The sequence below is a fragment of the Agrobacterium tumefaciens genome, assembly GCF_017726655.1.
GTDB classification, from domain to species: Bacteria; Pseudomonadota; Alphaproteobacteria; order Rhizobiales; family Rhizobiaceae; genus Agrobacterium; species Agrobacterium tumefaciens_B.
The window spans coordinates 24,120-50,781 of the sequence record NZ_CP072308.1 but is presented as its reverse complement, the minus strand read 5'-3'; the positions used below and the strand labels follow the sequence as shown (position 1 = coordinate 50,781).

Below are 26,662 nucleotides of genomic sequence, written 5' to 3'. Positions count from 1 at the left end.
CTTACCGGCCATCCGGCAGGGTCAGGTATGTCGTTGCGTTAAGACGATAGACTTTCACCCTGCCAACACGAGCAGGGTTCGCATTCCTGCTCCTTTCAGGCCACGGAGACAGGCATGCAGAACGCCAAAATTGCCGATAATCAAGACGATGAATTTCAGTTGAGCGATGTCGTTCTGCGCGCTGCGCGCCTGGATGACGCCGAAGCGCTGACAGACATGTTCAATCTGCCCGGTGTCCGCCACGGCACGCTTCGTCAGCCGTTCCAATCGGTGGAGAAAACCCGAAAGGCCATGGAAAATCGTGGTCCGAACGATGTCGTCATCGTTGGCGAATGGCGTGGGAAGATCATCGCCAATGGCGGCCTTTATCGCCGGGCGGGGCGGCAGGCACACATTGCCGATCTCGTCATCAGCGTTCATGACGACTTTGCAGGCAAAAGACTGGGGTCGCATCTCCTGGCAACGTTGATAGACACTGCCGACAATTGGCACGATATCAAGCGAATTGAACTCAACGTCTTCACCGACAACCTCCCGGCCATCAGGCTCTACGAAAAATTCGGCTTTGAACGCGAAGGGACCCTGCGTAACGACGCCTATCGAGACGGCAAATACGTCGATGCCCACGTCATGGCACGCCTTCGTTAGGCGTTCCGGCTCTCGATGTGATCGGCAAACACCTCCCGAATGGTCCGCCGCGACCATTCGGCCATCCTGTCGTTACGTCCGCGCTCCGCATCGAGGACGATCAGCGCTTTCCAGATCGCCCAGCCCCGCCCGCGCTGCCATGTCGCCTCATCCAATGCGAGCGCGCGGCGAAAGACGCTCCGGCTTTCCCTGTCGAGAACGTTCCAGGCAAGGATGAGATCGGCAGAAGGATCGCCAACCCCGCAACTGCCGAAATCGATAACCGCCGACAGGCGGGCGTTCCTTACCAGCAGATTGCCCTCGGCAATATCGCCGTGCACCCACACACCCTGCCGTTCCCAGCGGCTGGAAAGGGCAAGCTGCCATATCTCCATGGCGAGCGCCTGATCAATCTCGTCGGCAACCCGCGCCGCCGAAGCCTTCGCTTCGTCGTCATAGACCGCCAATGATCCCCCTCGGTGGAAATTATGCGCGCCAGCGGGCGGCCCCTGCGAGGCGTCGATTTGCTGAAGGCCATTCACAAAGGACGCAACGTTGATCGCGACCTGCGATAGATCGACGTGCTGCAGATGCTGGGCAAGTGGCTCGCCTTCGAGCCATCGATAAACGGACCAGCTGAAAGGATACCCCTCTCCCGGCCGCCCTAGCGCCAGTGGCACAGGGATCGGAAAAGGCAGGTGCGGCCCAAGCTCCGGCAGCCACCGATGTTCCTTTTCCACCTGCGCACCATAGCGCGCGGCGCTCGGCATCCGGATCAGCATCTCGTCACCGAGGCGGAAGCTGCGATTATCCCAGCCGCTGAGGTCCACAGGCCGCACGTCAAGTGCAGCCCATTGCGGAAACTGGCCCGCGACCAGCCTCCTTACCTGCTCTACCGTAACGACGATGCGATCATCCATCCTGTGCTTCCCGTCTCAGGCGCAAAGCTCTACCGATAGAGGACAACATTGCCATGACAGCGTCAGCCGCCAATCAGCGCCAGCCACTCATCCTCGTCCATGGTCTGTACGCCGAGTTCGGTTGCCTTGGCCAGCTTGGAGCCGGCGCCAGGCCCTGCCACGAGAATATCCGTCTTCTTCGACACCGATCCGGCCACTTTTGCGCCAAGGCTTTCTGCGCGGGCCTTCGCCTCGTCGCGGGTGAATTTCTCCAACGAACCGGTAAACACGACCGTCTTGCCGGCAACCGGGCTACCTTCCGTCGAGGGCCTTTCGGCCTCCTTGGGCCGCAGCTCGCGCATCAGCCGGTCGATGACATCGAGATTGCGCGGCTCCTTGTAGAACTCCACGATGGCGCGCGCCACCACCTCGCCGATGCCGTCGATGCTGTTGAGTTCGGCCCAGGCATCGCTCGCCGGGTCAGCCGCCGCCTTCATGCCCTCTTCGAAATGCTCATAGGTACCGTAGGAACGGGCCAGAAGCTTCGCCGTCGTCTCGCCGACGTGCCTGATGCCAAGGGCAAAAATCAACCGGTTGAGATCGATCTCGCGGCGCGCGTCGATAGCGTCGAACAGCTTCTTAACGCTCACCTTGCCGAAACCGTCGATATTCTCAAGCTTGGTGAGGTGTGAAGCCTCCTGCCGGGTCTTCAGCGTAAAAATGTCAGGCGCCGTCTTGATCGAAAGTGCCGGATCCTCGCTTTCGAAGAAGAAGTCTATCTGTTTGGTACCGAGGCCTTCGATATCAAAGGCATTGCGCGAAACGAAATGCTTCAGATGTTCCACGGCTTGAGCCCGGCACACGAAGCCGCCCGTGCAACGCGTGACCGAATCGAGCTTGCCGGTCTTCTCATTCCGCTCCCGCACGGCATGGCTGCCGCAGACCGGGCATTTTTGCGGAAAGGCATATTTTTCGGCATTAGCCGGGCGCTTGTCCAGAAGCACGTCCAGGACCTGCGGAATAACGTCGCCGGCGCGCTGGACGATCACTGTGTCGCCGATGCGGATATCGTGATCCTCAGGGCGAATCCGCTCGCCATTATTGCCGATACCTTCAATGTAGTCGGCATTGTGCAGCGTTGCGTTTGTCACGACGACGCCGCCGACGGTGATCGGCGTGAGACGCGCCACCGGCGTCAGGGCACCGGTCCGTCCCACCTGGATTTCGATATTCTCCACCGTTGTAAAAGCCTGTTCGGCCGGAAACTTGTGCGCCGTCGCCCAGCGCGGGCTGCGCGAGCGAAAACCCAGACGCTCCTGAAGATCGAGCCGATCGACCTTGTAAACAACGCCGTCGATATCGTAATCGAGATCAGGACGGGCAACGCCGATTTCATGATAATGCTCAAGCAATTGCTCGGCTGATGTGAATCGTTTCATCAGCGGATTGACCGGGAATCCCCATTCCCGGAATTTCCCGACAATGCCGTATTGCGTATCCGCGAGCCGCGTCGCCTGCCCGCCATTGGAGACCTCACCCAGCGCATAGGCAAAGAACCGCAGCTTACGTTTCGCCGTCACATTGGGATCCAGCTGCCGGAGCGAGCCGGAGGCTGTGTTGCGCGGGTTGACGTAAGTCTGCTTGCCTTCGGCCTCCATCTGGGCGTTGAGCGCCAGAAAGTCGCTCTTGGCCATGTAGACCTCGCCGCGAACCTCGACCACATCAGGCGCACCCGATGGCAGGGTATTTGGGATTTCCTTGATGGTCTTGATATTCGCGGTGACGTTCTCACCCGTCGTGCCATCGCCCCGCGTCGCGGCGGTCTTCAGCCTGCCGTTCTCGTAGCGGATGGACATGGACAACCCATCGATCTTTGGCTCGGCAGTAAAGGCAATCGAATCGTCAGGCAGATGACCGAGGAAGCGATAGACCGAGCTGACGAAATCCCGCACGTCCTCCTCGGAAAACGTATTGTCGAGTGACAGCATCGGCCGCGCATGAACGATGGGCGCAAAAGTCGGGAGGGGGGTGAAACCCACTTTTTTTGACGGGCTGTCGGCCCGCACGAGCGCCGGAAAAGCCGCCTCTATCGCATCGTTGCGCCGCTTCAGCGCATCATACTCAGCGTCCGAGATCTCCGGCGCATCCTTGCCGTGATAAAGCGCATCATGGCGGGCAAGCTCCGCTGCCAGAAATGCAAGCTCGGACGAGGCTTCAAGCTCGGTCAGCGTTTCGACGGGTTTCTGGTCTTTCGACATGGAAGAAGCCTCATAGATGAATCTGCAATGCTTTTAGCGAATTATTGCCGAACGCAAAACCATCCTCGCTTCTCATCGCACGAGAATCCGCTATTCTGGGCATCCGGATGAAACACTTGCCGGAGCCCCCGAATGGACGTCACCACACTTCTTGCCTTCGCAGCGGCCTTCCTTGTCTTTGCAGCCAGTCCGGGACCGGACAATATGACAATCGTGGCCCGGACAATCACTCACGGTGCCGCCTCGGGTATTGCCTATGGCGCTGGCACCGTTGCCGGCATCTTGATCTTCCTGACACTCGCAGCCTTCGGCTTGTCGATTCTCGCGGCCGAAATGGGGACGGTGATGGCGGTGTTGCGCTATGGCGGCGCTGCCTATCTGATCTGGATGGGCTATAAGCTCTGGACAGCCGAGCCAGTCGTCCCCGATTTGCAGCCGGTAAGGGACAGACGTGGCCTGCTGTCGATTTTCGCCACGGGAACCGCCCTTAACCTCGGCAATCCCAAAATGCCGCTGTTTTACGTCGCACTCCTGCCGAACGTGGTCGGTACGTCATTGACGGTCAATCACCTCTTGGCGCTCGCATCCGTCATCATCGTCGTGGAAACAGTCGTGATAGGCGGCCACGTGTTGCTGGCGGTGCGCGCAAGAAAAATGCTGCGCGAGCCGAGGATCGTCCGCAAAGTTAACCGCACCGCCGGTGGTGTCATGATTGGCTCTGGTGTGGCGATAGCCGTCAGCCGTTAGTCCTTGGCCGCCAGCAGGCGCGCAGCCGCAGCCCGCGCCTCATCCGTTACCGACGCGCCGGCAAGCATGCGGGCAATTTCTTCGGTGCGGTGCTGCGGCTCCATGGTGGCGACGCGCGTGGCAATGCGCTCACTGCCATCGCCCGAGGGCCCCTTGGAAATGAGAAGATGGGTCGCCGCCCGCGCCGCCACCTGCGGTGCATGGGTAACGGAGAGAACCTGTACGGTTTTGGACAGGCGGCGCAGACGCTGGCCGATGGCATCCGCCACTGCTCCGCCAACGCCGGTGTCGATTTCATCGAAGACCAGCGTGGGTGCCGAGCCGCGGTCGGCAAGCGCGACTTTCAGTGCCAGAAGGAAGCGCGACAGCTCGCCGCCCGAGGCAACCTTCATGATCGGGCCGGGGCGCGTGCCCGGATTGGTCTGGACGTGGAATTCCACCGTATCGATGCCGTCAGCCGTCGCCTGTTCGGGATCGGACGTCACCTCGACCGTAAACCGCGCCCGCTCCAGTTTCAGCGCCGGGAGTTCCGCCATCACGGCGCTCGAAAGAGCCTCCGCGGCATGACGGCGCTTCTCAGAAAGCGAGTGGGCGGCCCGGTCGAAATCAGCTTTGACCACACCGAGATTGGCCTCGAGCTTGCCGAGCTTTTCTTCACCGGCATCGAGGTCGGCGAGATCGGCAACCATTTTTTCGGCGAGAGCCGGAAGGTCAGGTACGGCGACGTTGTATTTGCGTCCAGCGGCGCGCAGCGCAAACAGCCGCTCCTCTACCCGCTCGAGCTCACGCGGATCGAACTCGGTGCGGCGCAGAGCCGCCTCCACTTCCATCTGCGCGTTGGAGAGGCTATCGAGCGCGGCATCCAGCAATTGTACGGTGTCTTCCAGAAGGCCGGGCGCCTCATGGCTCTTACGTTCCAGACGCCGCATCATCGAGGCGATGACAGGCACGGGCGAAGCATTGCCATTCAGAAATTCGCTCGCCTCAGCGATATCACCGGCAATACGTTCGGATTTCTGCATCACGGCCCGACGTTCTGCCAGCTCATCCTCTTCGCCGTCGCGCGGCGAAAGCGTTTCCAGTTCCTCGACGGAGGACCGCAGGTAATCCGCCTCACGCGCCGCCGCCTCCACCTTGGCGCGGTGGGTCTTCAGCGCCCGTTCGGCATCTTTCCAGGTCCGGTAGAGTCCCTGAACGCTCCGCGCCTCATCGCTGAGCCCGGCAAAGGCATCCAGCAAGGTGCGGTGCGCGTCGGTATCGACAAGGGCGCGGTCGTCGTGTTGGCCATGGATTTCGACCAGCAACTGACCGAGCTGCCGCATCATCTGCACGCTTACGGCCTGGTCGTTGACATAAGCCTTGGTGCGCCCGTCGGCCGATTGAACGCGACGGAAAATAAGATCGCCGTCGTCATCGAGACCATTTTCGCGCAGCAGAAGCCGGGTCGGATGATCGTTCGGAACTTCGAAAGTGGCCGTCACCTGCCCCTTGTCTTCGCCGTGGCGCACGAGGCCGCCGTCCCCGCGCCCGCCAAGGGCAAGCGAAAGACTGTCAAGCAGAATGGATTTGCCCGCACCCGTCTCGCCCGTCAACACGGAAAGGCCCGCCTCGAAACCGAGGTCGAGCCTTTCGATGAGAACGATATCGCGAATCGAGAGCTGGACCAGCATGGTCTATGCCCCGTCTCAGGCGCCGATGAGCTTCTTACCGGCGCGCGAAATCCAGGATCCCTTGTTTTCACGCGGTTCGAGACCCTGACCCTTCAGCAGCTTGTAGGAGTCAGCGTACCATTGGCTATCGGGATAGTTGTTACCGAGTACGGCAGCAGCCGTCTGGGCTTCATCCGCCAGACCCATGGCATAATAGGCTTCGGTCAGACGCGCGAGCGCTTCCTCGATCTGGTTGGTGTTTTGATATTGCTCGACCACGATGCGGAAGCGCGACACGGCAGCAAGATATTCCTTGCGCTCGAGGTAATAACGGCCGACCTGCATTTCGCGGCCGGCAAGCTGGTCGCGAGCGAAACGGATCTTGGCCTGTGCGTCGGGCACGTATTCCGAATCGGGATAATCCGTCACGACCTTGTTCATCGCTTCGATAGTACGCTGTGCGGCGCGCTGGTCCTGCGTCACGTCCGAAATCTGCTTCGAATAGGCAAGACCGATCATGTACTGAACGTAGGCGGCATCCTTCGAGCGCGGATATTGGCGCAGGAACCGGCTGCCGGACGCGATGGCCACGTCGTTCTTGTTGGTGCGTGTGGCAATGAATGTCTGCATGACAAGCGCCTTCTGTCCCCATTCGGTGAACGGGTACTGCTTGTCGATCGCCTCGAACTTGCGTGAGGCTTCCGTCATATTGCCTTTGTTCATGTTCGCCAGCGCCTGCTTGTACAGAACGTCTGGCGGATCGGTCTCCACGCCGAGCTTGGTGATGTCGATATCCGGATCGGACTGGCAGGCCGTGACGACGACGCTCGCGCCGACCAACATCAACGAAACGGCGATCCCCCGCATCGTACCCTTCATTGCACCAGACCCTACATGCTTCATTCGACAGTTCCCACTTCCCGCGCAAATACATAAGCATCGGCTTTGTATTGGCGTTCTAGCCATAAAAGCATCCGCAGGGCAACGCAATGATGACGCATTAACGCATTTTTATGGCATCGCCCCATGCAATCGCACGAATATCGGGCGATAATATGCAACTTCCTGCCCAGCCGCACGAAAAAGCCGCCCCAAAGGAGCGGCTTTTCCTGTCAATTGATAGCCCGCAGAAAATCTTATGCAGACCAGGGTGCGAATTCGGGCATGTTGACCGCCACAAATTCGCGCGCGCGAACCATCTGATGGCGGGCAGCCGGGGCTTCGACGATCTCGTAAGCCGTACGGTCGCTCAACAGCGCCTTCAGCGCATTGGCGTTGACCTTGTGACCACCGCGGTACGAACGATAGCAGCCGATGAACTGCGCGCCGGCAAGCGCCAGGTCGCCCACGGCATCCAGCGTCTTGTGGCGGACGAATTCGTCCTTGGCATAACGCAGGCCTTCCATATTGATGACGCTGTTGTCGTCGGAGATGACGACCGAGTTCTCAAGCGAGGAACCCAGCGCATAACCGGCGGCCCACAGACGCTCCACGTCGCGCATGAAGCCGAAGGTGCGGGCACGCGACAACTCGTTCTTGAACGTCTCCGCCGTCAGGTCACCCTTCCACGACTGCTTGCCGATGAGCGGCGTATCGAAATCAATGTCGACCTCGAAGCGCGTGCCGTCATAGGGACGGAATTCCGCCCAAGAAGCACCCGAATCGATGCGTACAGGTTTGATGACCCTGATATAGCGACGCTTCACACCAAGGTTCTTGATGCCAACGGATTCAATCGCCTCGATGAAAGGTGCCGAGCTGCCGTCCATGATCGGAACTTCCGGGCCGTCAACCTCGACGATGAGGTTGTCGAGGCCCATGGCGTAGATGGCTGCCATGACATGTTCGATCGTCGCGACAGACTGCGTCAGCGAGCGGCCGAGCACCGTGCAAAGATCGGTGTTACCGACATTGGCGGAAACGGCCTTCAGTTCGGTAACGCTGCCATTGTCATGAAGGCGATTGAAAACAATGCCCGTTCCAGCTTCTGCAGGCTGGAACGTCATCGAGACCGGATTGCCAGAATGCACGCCAATGCCTTTAAGCTGAACAGCATGTGCGATAGTTGTCTGAAATCCGAGCAGTCCGATGGTCATGCGTCTATGCCTTGTTTTGCAAACAGCGTCGCTTGGGGTCAGCGCCGTTCAAAGTTTTCAAGCCGGGTTTTAACGACCGGCGAAGTCAGTCTGTTCCTTTACCCATCCTCATACATACGCACATGTACGTGCCACGACAAATCACTGTTCGTTTCGGATTGTTACATGCACAAGCGGCTGAAAACGCTGATTAATTTAGTGTTAATAACGTGAAATAAACAAAACGCCCGGATCGTGAGATCCGAGCGTTTCAAGAGGCTTATGGAATCGCCTTTAGTTGGACTGGCGACGCAGGAACGCCGGGATTTCCAGCTGGTCATCATCGTGATGGCTGGAGGAAGCAGGCGTTGCGCGGCCGTGATCGTCAAGCTGGCCACGACGCGGGGCGTAGAGGCTTGCTTCCGGCGAAAGCGGGGCGCGGCGCTGCTGCGGAGCCATGCTCGGTGCGTCCATCATGTCGGAAGGAACTTCTTCCTCTTCACGGCGGCCAAGCGAGTTGGTGATGCGCTTCAGAAGACCCATCGGGCCACGCTCTTCCTGGGCAGCAGGAGCGGCATGGGTGCGGTGGTCCAGCTCAGCCTTCACGACCGGGGGGAAGTCCTCGACCTTCGGCATGCGAACCGGCTCAGGCTGGCGGGCAACCGGCGCGGGTTCCTGATAGACGGGAGCCTGCGGCTGCTGCATGCGCGGTGCCGGAGCGGCATGCTGTTCCGGCGCGTGATAGACCGGTGCCGGAGCAACCGGAGCCGGAGCGGCCTGCTGAACCGGCTGGGCCGGACGCAGTGCCGCCGGTGCTTCAGCCGGAGACGATGCAAACAGCTTGCTCTGCGGACGGAAGTCCTGAGCCGGCTGCTGGTGAGCGGCAAAACCGAGTTCACGTTCCATTTCGGCTTCAGCCGAACGGATGGTCTGAGCGATCGGGTCTATGGCCTTCGGTGCCTGCGAAACTGCGGCAGGCTGTACTGCGGCCGGAGCGGGAGCAACGGCCGCGGAAGGACGGATAAGCGGCTTTGCAGCGGCGGCTGCGGCGCGCATTTCGGCAACGTTCTGTTCGCCGACGCCTGCAACGCGGTCGATGCCCGTTGCGACGACGGAGACGCGGATGAGGCCTTCAAGCGCTTCGTCGAAGGTTGCGCCGAGGATGATGTTCGCATCCGGATCGACTTCTTCGCGAATGCGGGTCGCAGCTTCGTCGACTTCGAACAGGGTAAGGTCGCGACCGCCGGTAATGGAAATCAGCAGGCCCTGCGCACCCTTCATCGAGGTTTCGTCGAGCAGCGGGTTGGCGATGGCCGCTTCCGCAGCCTGCATCGCGCGGCCCGGACCGGAAGCCTCGCCGGTGCCCATCATTGCGCGGCCCATTTCGCGCATGACCGAACGGACGTCGGCGAAATCGAGGTTGATGAGACCTTCCTTCACCATCAGGTCGGTGATGCAGGCAACGCCGGAATAGAGGACCTGGTCGGCCATGGCGAAGGCGTCCGCAAAGGTCGTCTTGTCATTGGCAATACGGAAGAGGTTCTGGTTCGGAATGACGATCAGCGTATCGACGGACTTCTGCAGTTCCTCGATGCCCTGTTCGGCAAGACGCATACGGCGACCGCCTTCGAAGTGGAAAGGCTTGGTAACGACGCCGACCGTCAGAATGCCCTTATTGCGGGCGGCCTGTGCGACGACAGGAGCAGCACCGGTGCCGGTGCCGCCGCCCATGCCGGCGGTGACGAAGCACATATGGGTGCCGTTCAGGTGATCGATGATCTCGTCGATGCATTCTTCAGCGGCAGCGCGGCCGACTTCCGGCTGGGAACCGGCGCCGAGGCCTTCAGTGACGTTGACGCCGAGCTGAATGACCCGATCTGCCTTGGTCATGGTCAGCGCCTGGGCATCCGTGTTGGCAACGACAAAGTCGACGCCCTGAAGGCCAGCCGTGATCATGTTGTTGACAGCGTTACCACCGCCACCGCCAACACCGAAGACGGTGATGCGTGGCTTCAGCTCTGTGATATCAGGCTTCTGCAGCTGTATCGTCATTTTAACATTCCTTCTTTCTCTGGCCGCATCGCCCCGCTGGCCGATTCTTGAAACTCAACTCTGAAACCTCCGGCTTGCGCCCCGAGGCTACTCAAAAACTCTCTTTCAGCCATTGCCCCACCCGGGCTATCCGGCCGCTACCATTGCCAAACGGCGAGAACATTCCGCCTTGCGCCGCATGAATTTCGATGTCCGCCACCTGCGGATAGATCATCAGTCCGCACGCCGTCGAAAAGGCAGGCCCCTTTGCCGCGACCGGAAGACCGGCAACACCCATCGGGCGGCCGATACGGACGTTGCGGGCAAGAATGCGCCGCGCCGTTTCCGGCAGACCCGTCAGCTGGCTTGCGCCGCCGGTCAGGACGACACGCTTGCCGACAATCGGACTGAAGCCGGACTTCTGGATACGATCACGGATCAATTCCAGCGTCTCTTCGATACGTGCCCGCACGATACGGGTGACCAATGCTCTTGAAACTTGCGATGGTTGATCGCGATCATCTTCGCCAATCGGCGGGATCGAAATCATGTCGCGCTCATCCGCGCCATTCAGCAATGCCGAACCATGCACCACCTTCAGTCTCTCCGCATCTTCGATTCGTGTCGAGAGGCCTCGTGCAAGATCTGTCGTAACGTGATGGCCGCCAAGGCCGATCGCATCCGTATGGATGAGCCGGCCTTCGGCGAAAACCGAGATCGTCGTCGTGCCGCCGCCCATGTCGATGGCGGCGCAGCCGAGTTCGACTTCGTCGTCCACCAGCGCCGCGAGACCGCTGGCATAGGGCGTCGCCACCATGCCTTCGACCGACAGATGCGCGCGGTTGACGCAAAGCTCGAGGTTCTTCAACGCCGTGCGTTCGACGGTCACCACATGCATGTCGACGCCGAGAAGGTCGCCATACATGGAGAGCGGATCGCGGATACCGCGCTCACCATCCAGCGAGTATCCCGTCGGCAGCGAATGCAGGATGGCCCGGTCCTGGCGCATGGACTGCTGGCTTGCCGCCACCAGAACCTTGCGCAGATCGCTCGCTTCCACTTCCTGCCCGCCGAGATCGATGCTCGCCGTATAGATATCGCTGGCAAGCCTTCCAGCCGAAACATTGACGATCAGGCTGTCGACGGTAAGCCCCGCCATGCGCTCGGCCGCGTCGACCGCAAGACGAATGACACCTTCCAGCGCATCAAGGTCGGCGATCACGCCTGACTTCACGCCGCGCGAACGCTGGTGGCCGATGCCGATGATTTCCACCTTGTGGGTGCGGCCGGGCAGAATTTCGCTTTCCTGGCGGGGCGTCAGCCGGCCGATCATGCAAACGACCTTGGTCGAGCCGATGTCCAGCACCGAAACGATGTGGCTGCGCTTGGAAGACAGCGGCTTCAGCCGAGGCAGGCCGAAATGGGAAGAACCGAAAAAGCTCATGTGTTCTTCTCCGCTTTCTTGAGAGCCTTGGTGCGCGCGTCGACAGCAGCCTGACGGCGCTCGGCAGCGCCTTCGGTCAATTGAATGGTCGTGCGATCCGAAAGGCGCAGGTCCACCGCAGCGACATCACGCGACAGCACCTTCTCTTCCAGATCGAGCCGCGCCAGCAGTTGCAGCGCCTTCGGCAAATTTTCTTCCGGCAGCTTCACGACGATGCCGTTGTCGAGATGCAGGTCCCAGCGGCGGCCGGCGATGCGCACATAGGCGCGAACCCGGTTGCGGATTTCCGGCCAGTCCGCCAGTTGATCGACGAATCCGGCTGCACCTGTTTCCGCATCGCGCCCGACGAACAGCGGCAGGGAAGCGAACTTATTGTCACGCAGCGGCGCAATCACGCTGCCGCTTTTTTCGATGAGCGACAGTTCCGAACCGTGCTGCCAGATGCCGAAAGCCTGACGCTCTTTCAGGCGGACCTCGATGGTCTTCGGGTAAACCTTGCGGATATCGACGTCTTCGACCCAGGGAAGCTGCACGAGCTTGCGGCGCGCGGCATCGATATCGAGCGCAATCAGCGAGGTGCTGCCATCAAGGCCGAGAAGCTGGAAAACATCGATTTCCGACGTCTGGAGGTTGCCGGAGACCTTGACGTCTTCAACCGCAAAACCGGCGGCAGACGTGGTCGCCTGTGTCACGATGTTGGTGTGGCCGCCAAGCGACATGCCGTAAAGGCCAGTCGCCGCATAAAAGGCGACGGCCGCAATCGTGCCGGTATGGGCGGGAATGTGGATGCGTCCGGTCGCAAGGCTGACGCCGAAGCGCACGACGCGACGCAGCGGACGCGGCAATACCATGCGGTCGTCGGCGCTGGGCGCCGCCGCGAATTGCTCGCGCTTTTTTGCCGTCGACTTTTTGCCGATCATCGCAAACACGAAGCGTCCTCCACCATCCAGCTGACAAGGTTACCAAAGGAGCGGCCAGCATGGGCCGCCATTTCCGGCACCAGGGAGGTCGGCGTCATGCCCGGCTGGGTGTTCACTTCAAGCCAGATAACTTCGCCATCTTCTGAGAAACGGTCGTCGTAACGAAAGTCTGAACGGCTTACGCCACGGCACCCGATCGCCCGATGCGCCATAACCGCCAATGATTGAATCTTTTGGTAAATTTTCGGTGAAATTTCCGCCGGAATGACATGTTTCGAGCCACCGGCGGCGTATTTTGCATCGTAATCGTAAAAATTATGACCAAGCGGCACCACCTCGGTGACACCCAGCGCCTCGCCATCGAGCACGCCGCAAGTCAATTCGCGGCCATGGATATAACGCTCGACCATGACATGGTCGCCGTATTTCCATTCAGAGGACGTGAGTATTTGCGGCGGGTGCGACTGATCTTCCTTGACGATCACGACGCCGAAGCTCGAGCCTTCACGCACCGGCTTCACCACATAAGGTGGCGCAAGGGGATGTTCGCTAGTGAAATCGAAACGGTTCATGACGCGTTCGGCAGCGACAGGAACGCCGGCGGCGGCAGCCACCTTCTTGGCCTGCGCCTTGTCCATGGCAAGGGCGGAAGCCAAGACCCCGGAATGGGTATAAGGAATGGCGAGATATTCGAGGATACCCTGAATGGTGCCGTCTTCGCCGAAGGGCCCATGCAGCGCATTAAAAGCGACATCCGGGCGCAGCTCGTCGAGCACGGCAGCGATATCGCGCCCCACATCGACACGGGTGACTTTGTAGCCCTCGTCTTCCAGAGCCTGCGCGCAAGCATTGCCCGACGACAGGCTGACTGGCCGCTCCGACGAAAATCCACCCATAAGAACAGCTACGTGTTTGCCGCCCATCGAACCCTCTGACACCAACTCTCCGTTACGAACCATGCTGCAAACCGACCGTTTTGGAACGACGGTGATTCTGGCACATGATCCTTGAGATCAGTTAAACGCCATTAAGGTTAATGAATCGTTTACTTTCGTTAACCGCCGCGCCCAACGTGCCAAGTTCCATTAAAGAATCAGCACCGATCCGGATTCCCTCCTTGGAATCAGAGAGTTGCGAGGATTGCAACATGCGGGTTTTCAATGATCGGAAATAAATCGCGGCCATGCCCCCTGTCCATGCGAGACGATGGCAAGGCCGAAACGTTAACAGGAAGCATTATTCCCCAGACAAAATTATCTGACGTTTCAGCGCGTTAAATCCACTGCCTGAATCAGTCTCTCAATCGCTGAACGATCACGGTCTGGCAGCAGCATGCCCACCGCCTGATCAATCACATTATTCGCAATATTTCTTTTTTTGCATTCCATGGGAACGAAAATTGCGTTAACCCACTCAGCGCCTTGTTAGGCATGACATTGCAATCCTCCACAATGGAACCAATACCATGACTGAAGCGATATCTCCGGTATCGCCGACAGCTGACAATTCGAACGTTGTAAAGACAAATTCGCCTGCACGAGTTCTCACTGCCAGCCTGGTCGGCACGACCATCGAGTTTTTCGATTTTTACGTTTACGCCACGGCCGCAGTGCTCGTGTTCCCGGCCCTGTTCTTCCCGAACAATGACCCGATGACGGCGCTTCTGGCGTCTTTCGCGACATTCTCCATCGCCTTTTTCGCCCGCCCGCTCGGCGCGGTGGTCTTTGGCCACTATGGTGACCGCGTTGGCCGCAAGACCACGCTTGTCGCAGCGCTGCTGACCATGGGCGTCTCGACTGTCGTGATCGGCCTGCTGCCATCCTATGAGACAGCGGGCGTCCTTGCGCCGCTGCTGTTGGCGCTTTGCCGCTTCGGCCAGGGCTTCGGTCTGGGTGGCGAATGGGGCGGTGCCGTCCTGCTCGCCACCGAAAATGCCCCTCCCGGCAAGCGCAGCTGGTATGGCATGTTCCCGCAGCTCGGCGCACCCGTCGGCCTGTTCCTCTCGTCAGGCGTCTTCTGGATCCTGCTGCACTTCATGTCGCAGGAAGCCCTGCTCAGCTGGGGCTGGCGCATTCCCTTCGTCGCCTCAATCATCCTGATCGCCGTCGGCATGTGGGTTCGCCTGTCCATCACCGAAACGCCCGATTTCCAGAAGGCGATCGAAAAGGAAGAACGTGTGGCCGTGCCCGTCGCGGAACTGTTCCGCAACCACAAGCGCAGCCTTGTGCTCGGCACCTTCGTGGCGCTGGCCACTTTCGTGCTTTTCTACATCGGCACTGCCTATCTGCTCTCCTACAACGTCAAGGTCCTGAAAATTCCGTTCCTTGACGCGCTGGAAGTGCAGATCCTCGGCTCCGTGGTTTTCGGTATCTTCATTCCGGTCGCCGGCAAGCTTGCCGAGAAATTCGGCCGTCGTGAAATCCTGATCATCACGACCGTTCTGATCGGCCTGTTCTCCTTCCTTCTGCCCAGCCTGATGACCGGCGGGGAAGGCTCGATCTTCGTCTTCGCCGCTCTGGCGATGATGTTGATGGGCATGACATACGGCCTGATCGGCACGGCGCTTGCAGCCCCCTTCCCGACCCGCGTGCGCTACACCGGATCGTCCATCACCTTCAACATGGCCGGCATCTTCGGCGCGTCGCTGGCGCCTTACATCGCCACATGGCTGCAGGTGAACTACGGCATGGGCTATGTCGGCTATTACCTCTGCGTATCCGCCCTCATTACGCTCGCCTGCATTCTTCTGTCGCGCAAGGACGAAGTCTGATCTGAGACGCTCAACGACAAAAGCCCGCGAAACCTTCGTTTCGCGGGCTTTTGTCTGTCAAATTCTGCTTAAGCCACCGACTGTCGGCGCTCCACGTGCCCCGTCATGCAGACGCGATTGCGGCCGCCCTCTTTCGCCCGATAAAGCGCCAGATCGGCATTGTGCATGACCTTGTCGAAAATTTCGGCATCGCCGCGAAAAGCGACACCAATCGAAATCGTTACCGTGATCCGCAAGCCCTGGTAGTCCACCGGCGTCGCCGCGACGGCTGCGCGCACCCTCTCGCACATCTGCAGGAAGGCCAGCCGGTTGGTCTCCTGGACGACCACAAATTCCTCGCCGCCCAAGCGCGCGACATGCGCTGGAGGATCGAAATACTCCCTTATCCGGCTGGCGACGCTCGATATGACGAGATCGCCGACGAGATGGCTGTACCTGTCATTCACCGATTTGAAATGATCGATATCGAAAAATGCGACGCAGTAGTCGGTGCCGAGTTTATCACATGCCGCATAAAGGCCGAGCCGGTTGCTGAGACCAGTCAGGGCGTCCGTATGGCTCAGATGCAGAAAACGCTCGTGAGATTGCACGAGAATTTGTACTTCCCTCGCATTCAGCCAGCAGACCAGCAATGTCACCGTGAACGCCACAGCGCCGCCGAGCGTCACAGCCAACATGATCCCATTGAAGAGATCGGTCACGAGTCCGAACTGGGCGAGAAGCGTCAGGCCGCCAGTGCACATCAGAATGACAATGAGCGTCACGAGACAAGCAATACGAATGGAGAATTCCAGAGGCTTGAGCCGCCGCCGACCCTCGAGCGTCGCGACCGAAAAACTCATCATCTCGATCGGTTTTTTCCAAAGACCCAACATCATGCTCAAAGGCACCCAGATCAAATATTTCTGTTAGTACTTCCTAATAAAAAGACAATATAAAATTCAAAAACGAAACCTTGCTCTGGCCGATCGAGCATTCACCTCAAAAGATAGAGTAAAAAACATTGATCGACCGTTACGAAACACGTAACAGTCGATCAAAAGCAAAATTTTCTTGTCATAGGCAGCATTCGCCGGGGTTTACACCCCGAGGAACGGCTCCACTTCACGACCCGGCATGAAGAGGCCAAGGCGCTTGATTTCCCATTCCAGCCGGATGCCCGATTTCTCGAAAACACGCCTGCGGATGGTCTCGCCGAGATATTCCAGATCGTAACCGGTCGCATGGCCGGTATTGATCATGAAATTGCAATGTAGCGACGACATCTGCGCGCCGCCGATGACCAGACCACGGCCACCCGCTTCGTCGATCAGTTCCCAGGCGGAATGACCGTCTGGATTCTTGAAGGTTGAACCACCGGTCTGTTCCCGAATCGGCTGCACGGTCTCGCGGTGATGCCGCACGGCGTCCATATCCGCACGGATCTTCGCCTTGTCTTCCGGATAACCCTCAAACAGCGCGCCGGTAAAGATAAGGCCCTTGTCGGCGCCGGAATGGCGGTAGCTATAGCCCATATCCGCGTTGGAAAGCACATGCTGATTGCCCTGACGGTCAACCGCATAGACTTCCACAACACGCTCACGCGTCTCGCCGCCGTTTGCGCCCGCATTCATGCGCAGCGCGCCGCCGATGGAGCCGGGAATGCCGTAATAGAAATGGAAGCCGCCGATGCCATTATCCATGGCCATGGCCGCAATATGCTTGTCCGGGCAAATCGCACCGGCCTTGATGCGGTTTTCGCCCGCAAGCTCAACCTGGCCGAAGCCCTTGGCGGATAGGCGCACGACCACACCCGGAATGCCGCCGTCACGTACAAGCAGGTTCGAGCCGACGCCGACCACGGTCAAAGGCACGTCTTCCGGCAGAATTTTCAGGAAGGCAATCAGATCATCCGTATCGTGCGGCTGGAACATCACCTCCGCAAGACCGCCGGCTCTGAACCACGTCACGCGGTCCATGGGCGCATCCGGTGTCAGACGTCCCCGCAATTCATTTACCCCGTCGCCGAGCCTCCCCAGCAATTTAACCCCATCGACCTGTCTCATTCAGACTTTCCTGATATGCTCTTCAATTCCGACGGCAGCGCCGCTGCCCATTGCGTGATATTTCCAGCCCCCAAGAGAACCACGAAATCACCCGGATTCGCAATGGCTGCGACCTCAGACGCCAAGTCTTCCCGTTTTTCGAGGAAACGGGCATCACGGTGGCCGGCGGCCTTGATGGCTGAAACCAGCGCTTCGGAGCTTGCGCCTTCGATAGGATCTTCGCCCGCAGCATAGACCGGGGCAAGAAGAATCGTATCGGCATCGTTGAAACAATGCGCGAAATCATCAAACAGGCTCGAAAGGCGGCTGTAGCGGTGCGGCTGGTGCACGGCGATGATGCGGCCCTTGCAGGCTTCCCTCGCTGCCTTCAGCACGGCCTTGATCTCCACCGGGTGGTGTCCGTAATCGTCAAAAACCTGCACCCCATTGGCTTCGCCGGTGAGCGTGAAACGGCGCTTGACGCCGCCGAAGGATGCAAGTCCCTTCTTGATGTCGGCTTCCGAGATGCCGAGACGATTGGCAACGGCGATGGCAGCGGTCGCATTCGACACGTTGTGGCGGCCAGGCATCGGCAGGACGAGATCCTTGAAGGAGAACACCTTGCCGGTGCGGCGTCGGCGGATTTCCACGTCGAAGACCGAACGCGTGCCATCGATGCGGACATTCGAAAACCGCACGTCGGCCTGCGGGTTCTCGCCGTATGTGATGACCTTGCGGTCTTCGATCCGGCCGACCAGCGCCTGAACCTCGGGATGATCGAGGCACATGACGCCGAAACCGTAGAACGGTACGTTCTCGACAAACTGCCGGAACGCGGCGCGCACGGCATCGAAATTGCCGTAATGGTCAAGATGTTCGGGATCGATATTGGTGATGACGGCGACATCGGCCGGCAGCTTCAGGAAGGTGCCGTCGGATTCATCCGCCTCCACCACCATCCACTCGCCCTCACCCATGCGTGCATTGGTGCCGTAGGCATTGATGATGCCGCCATTGATGACGGTCGGGTCGAGATTGCCGGCTTCCAGCAGCGTCGCGACCATGGAGGTCGTCGTGGTCTTGCCGTGGGTGCCGCCAATGGCGATGGCGTTACGGAAGCGCATCAACTCGGCCAGCATTTCCGCACGGCGAACGATCGGCAGGTGCTTTTCCCGCGCCGCGACGAGTTCCGGATTGCTCTTCTTGATCGCAGTGGAAACGACCACGACTTCCGCATCACCAATATTATCAGCGGTGTGGCCGACAAATACTTCGATACCCTTCTCACGCAGACGCTGCACATTGGCGCTTTCCGCTTGATCCGAGCCCTGCACCCGGTGGCCGAGATTGTGAAGCACTTCGGCAATGCCGCTCATGCCGATCCCGCCTATGCCGATGAAATGCACAAGGCCTATGGCTTTCGGCATCTTCATGCCCCAACTCCTTCATTCTTATTCTTGAATTCCTGTACGGATTGCCCGGAAGCGATTGCTTCCACCAGATCGGCCAGCACATCCGCCGCATGCGGCTTGCCGGTTGCCTTGGCCGCTGCTGCGGTTGCGGAAAGACGATCCGGCTCCGCAAGCGCCGAGGATATGAGGCCGGAGAGCTTTTGCGGCGACAGGTCTGCCTGCTTGATGACACTTGCCCCGCCCGCGGCTGACAGCGCTGCCGCATTCGCCGCCTGATCATGATCCAGCGCATGCGGATAAGGCACGAGGATCGACGGGCGGCCGATCACCGAAAGCTCCGATACCGTCGAAGCGCCCGAGCGGCTGATAACCAGATCGGCCTCACCGATGCGCGAGGCCATGTCGCCGAAGAAGGGTGAAACGTCAGCCTTTACGCCCAGTTTCTGATAGGAGGCGATCACGCTGTCCTTGTCTTCCGGCCGCGCCTGCTGGGTGACGACGATGCGCTTGCGCTGCTCGTCTTTCAGAAGGCAGATCGCAGCGGGGACAGCGCTCGAGAAAAATTGCGCACCCTGACTGCCGCCAAACACGACGAGCTGGAAAGGCTCACCCGTCTGCGAGGCGGTGTATGGTATTTCTGAGGCCGCCAGCACCGCTGGGCGCACCGGGTTGCCTGTCGCGACAGTTTTCTCGGAATATTGACCGTTCGCGGGCGGCAGGAAGCCGCCGGCAATCGCCTTTACCCGTCCGGCAAGCGCCTTGTTGGCCCGGCCCATCACGGCATTCTGTTCGTGAATGATGGAGGGAACGCCAAGCCCGGTGGAGGCCAGCAACGGAGGCACGGTGGGATAGCCGCCGAAACCGACAACAGCGACCGGCTTCAGTTTCGCCACCAGCCGACGCGCCGCGCGCAGGCCAACCCAGAGCTTCCAGAGCGAACGCGCCACGGAAACCGGGTTTTTGGAGCCGATGGTCGCAGACGGCACAACATGAATATCATCCGCCGGGAACTTGCCCGCATAACGCTCGGCGCGGCTGTCGGTGACGAGATGCACCTGGTAACCGCGCGCCTTCAGCGTATGCGCCAGCGCCTCTGCCGGAAACACGTGGCCGCCGGTTCCACCGGCGGCAAGAAGAACGATACCCTTGCTCATGATCGTTTACTCCGCGGGAACGCCGGAACCGACGCGGAAGAAACTCCGCTCCTGCGCCCGCTTTTCGGGTCTGTGGCGTGTCAACGCCAGAAGGAAGCCGGCGGTCACGCATATCGCCATCATCGACGAGCCGCCATAGGAAATCAGCGGCAAGGTCATGCCCTTGGCAGGCATCAGTTCGAGATTGACGCCGATATTGATCATCGACTGCATGCCGATTTGAAGCACCAGACCGGCCACGGCAAAGCGGCAGAAATCGTCCTTCTCCTTAAAGGCGTGCGACAGGCCGCGCAGCACGATGAAGGCGAAGATCGCGACGAGGAACATGCAGAAAACGATGCCGAATTCTTCCGCCGCCACCGAGAAGATGAAGTCGGTATGGCTGTCGGGAATGATGCGCTTGACGATGCCCTCACCGGGTCCGCGGCCGAACCAGTCACCGCGAATGATCGCTTCACGCGCCGTATCAACCTGGAACGTATCGCCCTCACCCGTCCAGAACCGGTCGATACGTCCCGCGACGTGCGGCAACATCAGGTAGGCGGTAATGATACCGCCGACGCCGAGACCGCCGAGCATGATGATCCAGAACCACGGCACGCCGGCCATGAAGAACATGCCGCCCCACACCACCGATGTCAGGATGGTCTGACCGAAGTCGGGCTGGGCGATCAGAAGTGCGGCGACGATGCCGAAGGTGATGATCGCGAATAGATTGCCCGGAATTTCAGGATGGCGCGCCCGTTCGGCGAAGAGCCAGGCGCAGACGATCACAAAGGCCGGCTTCATGAATTCCGAAGGCTGGATCGAGAAACTGCCGATGGAAATCCACCGCCGCGCGCCCTTCACCTCGATACCGAAGAACAGCGCGAAGATCATCATAAGCAGGGAAACGATCAGCATGATGACGGCCACACGCCGCACCTGGCGGGGCGACAGGAAAGACAGGCCGATCATGATCGCCAGCGACGGCACCATGAACATGGCCTGACGTTCCACGAAGAAGAAGCTGTTGAGGCCGATACGCTCGGCGACGGCGGGTGATGCCGCGAAGGACAGCATCAGGCCAATGCCCATCAGTGCGATGAACGCCGCCAGAAAGAAACGGTCGATGGTCCAGAACCATTCCGCGACCGGACCGCGATCAACTCGGCTTACCATGGCCTTCAGTCCCCTTTTCCAGAGTGAACGAGCATCGTCATGCCATCGAGCGCCGCAACCTCTGCGACGAACGAATCACCTCTGACTTCAAAGTTCTTATATTGATCGAAGCTTGCGCAAGCCGGGGACAGCATCACGATATTGCCGGCCGTCGCGTCCTTTTCAGCATCTGCCGCCGCGTGCTGCACGGCTTTATCAAGCGTACCGGATATTTCGTAAGGCACCGCCTCGCCGAGTGTCGCGGCAAATTCCGCAGCCGCCTCGCCGATCAGATAAGCTTTTGCGATGCGCGGAAAGAGCGGCGAAAGGCTGGTGATGCCACCGGCCTTCGGCAGACCGCCGGCGATCCAGTAAATGCGGTCGAAACTCGAAAGTGCGGGTGCAGCAGCATCGGCATTGGTCGCTTTGCTGTCATTGACGAAGGTTACATTGCCGCGTCGACCCACCGGCTGCATCCGGTGCTTGAGGCCCGGGAAGGACTTGAGACCGGCACGAACCTCATCTTCCGAGACGCCGACTGCAAGGCAGGCGGCAATCGCTGCCGCGGCATTCTGTGCATTGTGGCTGCCGCGCAGGGTCTGGATACCCTCGAGATCGGTCAGCAGCGAAGACGTGCCGCCATGCGCCCGGAAAATACGGCTGCCTTCCGCATAAAGTCCTTCGGAAACGACATTACGCTTGGAAATGCGTTCGACCTTCACACCTGCGCGCTCGATGCGATCGGCAATCAGCGTCGAATGACTGTCATCCACGCCGACAATCGCCGTGCCGCTGCCAGCCACCAGCCGTTCCTTGACGTCGGCATAATGCTGCATCGTGCCGTGACGGTCGAGATGGTCGGGCGTCAGATTGAGCAGGATACCGGCGGTCGGATTGATCGTCGGGGCGAGATCGATCTGATAGGAAGAGCATTCCACCACGTAGAAACGTCCCGCCTTCGGCGGATCGAGGCTCAGCACGGCCGTACCTATATTGCCGCCGAGCTGCGTGTCGCGACCAGCCGATTTCAGGATATGCGCGATCAATGCCGTCGTCGTCGACTTGCCGTTTGTGCCGGTAATGGCGATGAAGGGGCAATCGGGCGCATGCGCCCGTCGCTCACGGACGAAGAGCTCGATATCACCGATGATCTCAACGCCAGCGGCTTTCGCCAGATCGACTGACCAGTGCGGCTTCGGGTGAGTGAGCGGCACGCCAGGCGCCAGCACGAAGGATGCGAATGAAGGCCAGTCAATGGTGCGTAGGTCCGCCGTCGTGATGCCCTCGGCCTGCGCTTTGGCGACGCTGTCGGGATTATCGTCGAAAGCCACGACATCCGCCCCGCCAGCCGCCAGTGCACGGGCGGTTACAAGACCCGAACCACCGAGCCCGAACAGAGCGACCTTCTTGCCTTTGAACGACGTGACCGGGATCATCGCTTACCTCAGCTTCAGGGTAGCGAGGCCAAGCAGCGCGAGGCCAACGGAGATGATCCAGAAACGGATGACCACCTGGCTTTCCGTCCAGCCCTTTTTCTCGAAATGGTGATGGATCGGCGCCATCAGGAAGACGCGCCTGCCGGTGCGCTTGAACCAGAACACCTGGATGATGACCGACAGGGTTTCCATGACAAAGAGACCACCGACGATGACCATGACGATCTCATGCTTGGTGGCGACGGCGATGGAGCCGATCAGGCCGCCAAGCGCCAGCGACCCCGTATCACCCATGAAGATGGCGGCGGGCGGCGCATTGAACCACAAAAAGCCGAGACCCGCGCCGATGACGGCGCCGACGATGACGGCGAGCTCACCCGTGCCGGGCACAAAATTGATCTGCAGGTAATTGGCGAAAACCGCATTACCAGCGAGATAGGAAATCACGCCGAACGTCGCGGCGGCAATCATCACGGGGACGATGGCCAGACCATCGAGACCATCCGTCAGGTTCACGGCATTGCCCGCGCCGACGATGACGAAAGCACCGAAGAGCACGAAGAAATAACCGAGATTGATCACGAATTCCTTGAAGAAGGGAAAGGCGATGGAGCTGCCGAGCGTACCGCCATGCGGAGCGGAGGCGAGCGCCACCTTCATCATGAAGAACACGGCAATCGCCGCGATCAGGAATTCGATGCCCAGACGCGCCTTGCCGGAAAAACCCTTGTCGCTCTGTTTCGTGACCTTGAGATAATCGTCGTAGAAGCCGATGGCGCCGAAACCGAGCGTCACCATCAGAACGGCGACGACATAGACATTCGACAGGTCGCCCCACAGAAGCGAGCCGCCGAGGATACCGGCAAGGATCATCAAGCCGCCCATGGTCGGAGTGCCGGCTTTCTTGAAATGCGTCTGCGGTCCATCGGCGCGGATCGGCTGGCCTTTTCCCTGGCGAACGCGCAGCGAGTTGATGATGGCCGGTCCAAACAGGAAGACGATCAGGGCCGAGGTAAACATCGCCGCACCGGCCCGGAAGGTGATGTACCGGAACAGGTTGAAGATTTGAATTTTATCCGACAGTTCGACGAGCCAGATCAGCATAATTGCCCTTTCAAAAGGCTATTTCAGACTTGGCGTTCCGTCTCGGGGAATGCCGGATACTTGTCAAGCAGGGCGGCGACAATCTTGCCGAAACCAAGCCCGAGTGACGATTTTACCATCAGCGCGTCTCCCGGTTGCACCCATTGCAGGGCGAAATCGATAAGTTCCGCCGTCGTCGGGAACCAGATGACGGTGACGCTGTCAGGCAGCGCGTCGCGCAAGGCGGCCATCGCCTCGCCTGCGAGCCACACATGTTCGATACCCGCCGCGAGCAATGGTCCGGCCAATTCTTCATGCAGTTGCGCCGAAAATTCACCCATCTCCAGCATGTCGCCGAGGACGGCAACGCGACGGCCGTGACCCTGCGTCGGCGTTTCCGCCAGCACGGCGATCGACGCCCGCATGGAGGCAGGATTGGCGTTATAGCTTTCATCGATCAGCAGGAAGGAGCCACCGTTGATCTGAAGATGGTGACGCTGGCCACGCCCCTTCACCGCCTCAAGCGATCCAAGCACCTCGAAGGCGCGATCAAGATTGGCGCCCGTGATCGCCACGGCACCAAGCACCGCCATCGCATTGTCTGCAATGTGCCGGCCCGGAATGTTGAGATGCAGTTCGCTGGTCTCGCCATTGAGGATCGCCCAGATCGTCGAGCCGGTCGCTGTGCTCTCGAAATCGGCCAAGCGGAAATCGGCCTTGGCGTGCTGACCGAAGGTCAGGATATGCTCGATACCCTGCTCCTGCGCCGCCTCCTCAAGCTGCTCGAACTGCGCGTTGTCACGATTCAGGATGACGGAACCGCCCTCCTCCACGCCCTCGAAAATCTCCGCCTTGGCGGCGGCTATCTCTTCGATGTTCTTGAAATTGCCGAGATGGGCAGGTGCGATGGTCGTGATGATCGCCACATGCGGACGGACCATCTTCACCAGCGGCCGGATTTCGCCGGAATGATTCATGCCGATTTCGAAGACGCCGAATTCGGTATCGGCAGGCATGCGCGCGAGCGTCAGCGGCACGCCCCAATGGTTATTGAAGGACGCCACTGCCGCATGCACCCGGCCCGAAGGGGCGAGCGCCTGCCGCAGCATTTCCTTGGTCGTGGTCTTGCCGACCGAGCCCGTCACCGCGATGATGCGCGCCGAGGTTCTTTCACGCGCCGCGATGGCGAGCTTGCCGAGTGCGGCAAGCACGTCTTCCACCACGATCATCGGCACGGTCAGGCGGCCGAGCGCCGGCAGCTTGGCCTCGGCCACGACCAGAAGTCCCGCGCCATTGGCAACGGCAAAGCTGGTATAGTCATGGCCGTCCACCCGATCACCCTTGATCGCGAAAAAGGCCTCGCCCTGCTTGACCGACCGGCTGTCGATGGAAATGCCGGTGATTCCCGTCGGCAAATTGCCCACCGGGCGTCCTGCCGTGATGGCGATCATGTCGGCGACTGTCCATAACCAGCTCAAATTTTCGATCCTTCCAGCCCTGCCAGTGCAGCGCGCACCTGCTCATGATCGGAAAAAGGCAGCGTCACGGAACCAACGATCTGCCCCTCTTCATGTCCTTTGCCTGCGACGATCAACGTGTCGCCGTGCGAGAGCATCGATACCGCATGACGGATGGCCTCGGCCCTGTCACCGATTTCCAGTGCGCCCGGTGCGGCGGCCATGACTTCCGAGCGGATGGTCGCCGCGTCCTCGGAGCGCGGGTTGTCGTCCGTGACGATGACGATGTCGGAAAGACGCGTGGCGACCTCGCCCATGATCGGGCGCTTGCCCTTGTCGCGATCGCCGCCACAGCCAAAGACGGTGATGATGCGGCCGGAGGTGAAGGGCCGCACCGAAGTCAGCACATTCTCCAGCGCATCCGGCTTGTGGGCATAGTCCACATAGGCGAGCGCCCCGTTTTTCGTCTGGCCCACAAGTTCGAGGCGGCCTGCGGCGCCGACCAGCTTTTCGAGCGCCTTGAGTGCCGTTGCGGCGGGAACACCCGTCGACATGGCAAGACCGGCGGCGACAAGCGCATTGGCCACCTGGAAATCACCCGCCAGCGGGATATCGACTTCGTGGATGATACCGTCATGATGCACTTCGATCATCTGCTTGTGGCGGAAATGCTCGACGCGCTTCAAAGCGAGATATTGGCCGTTCCGTCCGACAGTGCGGACATCGAGACCGGCTTCGCGCGCTGCCCGGATCGCCTTGTCCGACCAGGGATCATCGGCGAAGATCACCGCGGGAGCGCCTTTTTGCATCAGTGTATCGAAAAGCCGCATCTTCGCGGCCATGTAATCCTCGACGGTCGGATGGTAATCCATGTGATCGCGGCCGAGATTGGTGAAGCCGGCGGCAGAAAGGTGGACGCCATCGAGGCGGCGCTGATCGAGACCGTGGCTGGAAGCTTCCATCGCGGCGTGGGTCACGCCTTCGCTTGCAAGCTCGGCGAGAAGCGCGTGCAGCGTGACCGGATCGGGCGTCGTCAGCGCGCCGTAGTCCTCGCGGCCGGGAGCGATGACGCCGGTTGTGCCGATCTGCGCCGCAGCATGGCCTGCGAAAGCCCAGATCTGCCGCACGAAGGAGGCGACTGAGGTCTTTCCAGCGGTGCCGGTGACGGCGACCATGGTTTCCGGTTGTTTCCCATAAAAGCGGGAGGCGGCAAGGGAGAGATAAAGGCGTGGGTCGGTGACGACCAGAACCGGCACGTCGGCGTCTACTGCGTGCCCGGAAACAACGGCAACCGCACCCTTGGCAACCGCGTCCTTCACATAGGTCGCACCATCGGCCTTGGTGCCAGAAACCGCCACGAACAGGCTGCCCGGCGCAGCCTTGCGGCTGTCTGCGGTGATCCCCCCGATTTCGATCGCCCCTGTTTCAGACAGGAGCAATTCTTTCAATTCCGGAAACGCGTTTCCGGATATATCTCGCAAATTCATCGACTGTGTCCGTCTTGTCCCCCCGGCGCGAATCGCCGGAACATCATAA

At 60.0% G+C, this 26,662-nt stretch carries 22 protein-coding genes; 3 read left to right on the top strand and 19 right to left on the bottom strand.

Annotation, left to right across the window (positions count from 1 at the left end; all coding sequences use genetic code 11):
• Positions 1-114 precede the first annotated feature (114 nt).
• Positions 115-648: a GNAT family N-acetyltransferase gene (locus AT6N2_RS00225; protein ID WP_063950561.1), complete on the top strand. Its 534-nt coding sequence runs from the start codon at positions 115-117 to the stop codon at positions 646-648.
• Here the strand turns inward: AT6N2_RS00225 and AT6N2_RS00220 are convergent.
• Positions 645-1,547: an aminoglycoside phosphotransferase family protein gene (locus AT6N2_RS00220; protein WP_063950562.1), complete on the bottom strand. Its 903-nt coding sequence runs from the start codon at positions 1,545-1,547 to the stop codon at positions 645-647. The two genes, AT6N2_RS00225 and AT6N2_RS00220, sit on opposite strands and share 4 nt — an antisense overlap.
• Before the next feature lie 62 nt (positions 1,548-1,609).
• Positions 1,610-3,784 carry an NAD-dependent DNA ligase LigA gene (gene ligA / locus AT6N2_RS00215; RefSeq protein ID WP_209087583.1) on the bottom strand — a complete coding sequence of 725 codons (2,175 nt, stop codon included), beginning with the start codon at positions 3,782-3,784 and terminating at the stop codon, positions 1,610-1,612.
• A 132-nt stretch (positions 3,785-3,916) separates the two neighbouring features.
• Here ligA and AT6N2_RS00210 point away from each other — a divergent pair, with 132 nt between their 5' ends.
• Positions 3,917-4,531 carry a LysE family translocator gene (locus tag AT6N2_RS00210; RefSeq protein WP_209087581.1) on the top strand — a complete coding sequence of 205 codons (615 nt, stop codon included), beginning with the start codon at positions 3,917-3,919 and terminating at the stop codon, positions 4,529-4,531.
• Here the strand turns inward: AT6N2_RS00210 and recN are convergent.
• From recN to AT6N2_RS00170, 8 genes are all read right to left on the bottom strand, one after another.
• Positions 4,528-6,201: a DNA repair protein RecN gene (recN, locus tag AT6N2_RS00205; protein ID WP_209087579.1), complete on the bottom strand. Its 1,674-nt coding sequence runs from the start codon at positions 6,199-6,201 to the stop codon at positions 4,528-4,530. The genes AT6N2_RS00210 and recN overlap by 4 nt on opposite strands.
• Positions 6,202-6,216: 15 nt before the next feature.
• Positions 6,217-7,083 carry an outer membrane protein assembly factor BamD gene (locus AT6N2_RS00200; RefSeq protein WP_063950566.1) on the bottom strand — a complete coding sequence of 289 codons (867 nt, stop codon included), beginning with the start codon at positions 7,081-7,083 and terminating at the stop codon, positions 6,217-6,219.
• Between the two features lie 233 nt (positions 7,084-7,316).
• Positions 7,317-8,276, bottom strand: coding sequence for a UDP-3-O-acyl-N-acetylglucosamine deacetylase (gene lpxC / locus AT6N2_RS00195; protein ID WP_063950567.1), 960 nt, complete (start codon positions 8,274-8,276; stop codon positions 7,317-7,319).
• A gap of 273 nt (positions 8,277-8,549) precedes the next feature.
• Positions 8,550-10,307 (bottom strand): cell division protein FtsZ, encoded by a 1,758-nt coding sequence (ftsZ, locus tag AT6N2_RS00190; RefSeq protein ID WP_063950568.1) that lies wholly within the window; start codon positions 10,305-10,307, stop codon positions 8,550-8,552.
• 91 nt (positions 10,308-10,398) lie between these two features.
• On the bottom strand, positions 10,399-11,730 hold the full coding sequence (ftsA, locus tag AT6N2_RS00185) for a cell division protein FtsA (protein ID WP_063950569.1): 1,332 nt from the start codon (positions 11,728-11,730) through the stop codon (positions 10,399-10,401).
• Positions 11,727-12,659, bottom strand: coding sequence for a cell division protein FtsQ/DivIB (locus AT6N2_RS00180; protein ID WP_172801646.1), 933 nt, complete (start codon positions 12,657-12,659; stop codon positions 11,727-11,729). Before AT6N2_RS00180 ends, ftsA begins: the two co-directional genes overlap by 4 nt.
• The gene (locus AT6N2_RS00175; RefSeq protein WP_063950571.1) at positions 12,647-13,573 is read right to left on the bottom strand and encodes a D-alanine--D-alanine ligase; all 927 of its coding nucleotides are present in this window, start codon (positions 13,571-13,573) and stop codon (positions 12,647-12,649) included. Before AT6N2_RS00175 ends, AT6N2_RS00180 begins: the two co-directional genes overlap by 13 nt.
• Positions 13,574-13,667: 94 nt before the next feature.
• Positions 13,668-13,835, bottom strand: coding sequence for a hypothetical protein (locus tag AT6N2_RS00170; protein ID WP_155737563.1), 168 nt, complete (start codon positions 13,833-13,835; stop codon positions 13,668-13,670).
• 280 nt (positions 13,836-14,115) lie between these two features.
• On the opposite strand from AT6N2_RS00170, the gene AT6N2_RS00165 reads away from it, so the two are divergent.
• Positions 14,116-15,420, top strand: a complete 1,305-nt coding sequence (locus AT6N2_RS00165) for an MFS transporter (protein ID WP_063950572.1) — start codon at positions 14,116-14,118, stop codon at positions 15,418-15,420.
• 68 nt (positions 15,421-15,488) lie between these two features.
• Here AT6N2_RS00165 and AT6N2_RS00160 read toward each other — a convergent pair whose 3' ends face one another.
• The 9 genes from AT6N2_RS00160 to AT6N2_RS00120 form a co-directional block, all read right to left on the bottom strand.
• Positions 15,489-16,298 (bottom strand): GGDEF domain-containing protein, encoded by an 810-nt coding sequence (locus AT6N2_RS00160; protein WP_209087577.1) that lies wholly within the window; start codon positions 16,296-16,298, stop codon positions 15,489-15,491.
• A gap of 201 nt (positions 16,299-16,499) precedes the next feature.
• Positions 16,500-17,465, bottom strand: a complete 966-nt coding sequence (gene murB / locus AT6N2_RS00155) for a UDP-N-acetylmuramate dehydrogenase (RefSeq protein ID WP_209087575.1) — start codon at positions 17,463-17,465, stop codon at positions 16,500-16,502.
• On the bottom strand, positions 17,462-18,877 hold the full coding sequence (gene murC, locus AT6N2_RS00150) for a UDP-N-acetylmuramate--L-alanine ligase (RefSeq protein WP_209087574.1): 1,416 nt from the start codon (positions 18,875-18,877) through the stop codon (positions 17,462-17,464). Before murC ends, murB begins: the two co-directional genes overlap by 4 nt.
• A complete protein-coding gene (gene murG / locus AT6N2_RS00145) occupies positions 18,874-20,010 on the bottom strand; it encodes an undecaprenyldiphospho-muramoylpentapeptide beta-N-acetylglucosaminyltransferase (protein ID WP_209087572.1) in 1,137 nt (378 codons plus the stop codon). The genes murC and murG overlap by 4 nt, the downstream gene beginning before the upstream one ends.
• A gap of 6 nt (positions 20,011-20,016) precedes the next feature.
• A complete protein-coding gene (gene ftsW, locus AT6N2_RS00140; protein ID WP_063950576.1) occupies positions 20,017-21,171 on the bottom strand; it encodes a putative lipid II flippase FtsW in 1,155 nt (384 codons plus the stop codon).
• Between the two features lie 5 nt (positions 21,172-21,176).
• Positions 21,177-22,586 (bottom strand): UDP-N-acetylmuramoyl-L-alanine--D-glutamate ligase, encoded by a 1,410-nt coding sequence (murD, locus tag AT6N2_RS00135; RefSeq protein ID WP_209087570.1) that lies wholly within the window; start codon positions 22,584-22,586, stop codon positions 21,177-21,179.
• Positions 22,587-22,589: 3 nt separating this feature from the next.
• Positions 22,590-23,690 (bottom strand): phospho-N-acetylmuramoyl-pentapeptide-transferase, encoded by a 1,101-nt coding sequence (gene mraY, locus AT6N2_RS00130; RefSeq protein ID WP_063950578.1) that lies wholly within the window; start codon positions 23,688-23,690, stop codon positions 22,590-22,592.
• 23 nt (positions 23,691-23,713) lie between these two features.
• A complete protein-coding gene (locus AT6N2_RS00125; RefSeq protein ID WP_209087568.1) occupies positions 23,714-25,147 on the bottom strand; it encodes a UDP-N-acetylmuramoylalanyl-D-glutamyl-2,6-diaminopimelate--D-alanyl-D-alanine ligase in 1,434 nt (477 codons plus the stop codon).
• Positions 25,144-26,613, bottom strand: coding sequence for a UDP-N-acetylmuramoyl-L-alanyl-D-glutamate--2,6-diaminopimelate ligase (locus AT6N2_RS00120; protein ID WP_209087566.1), 1,470 nt, complete (start codon positions 26,611-26,613; stop codon positions 25,144-25,146). The genes AT6N2_RS00125 and AT6N2_RS00120 overlap by 4 nt, the downstream gene beginning before the upstream one ends.
• Positions 26,614-26,662 lie beyond the last annotated feature (49 nt).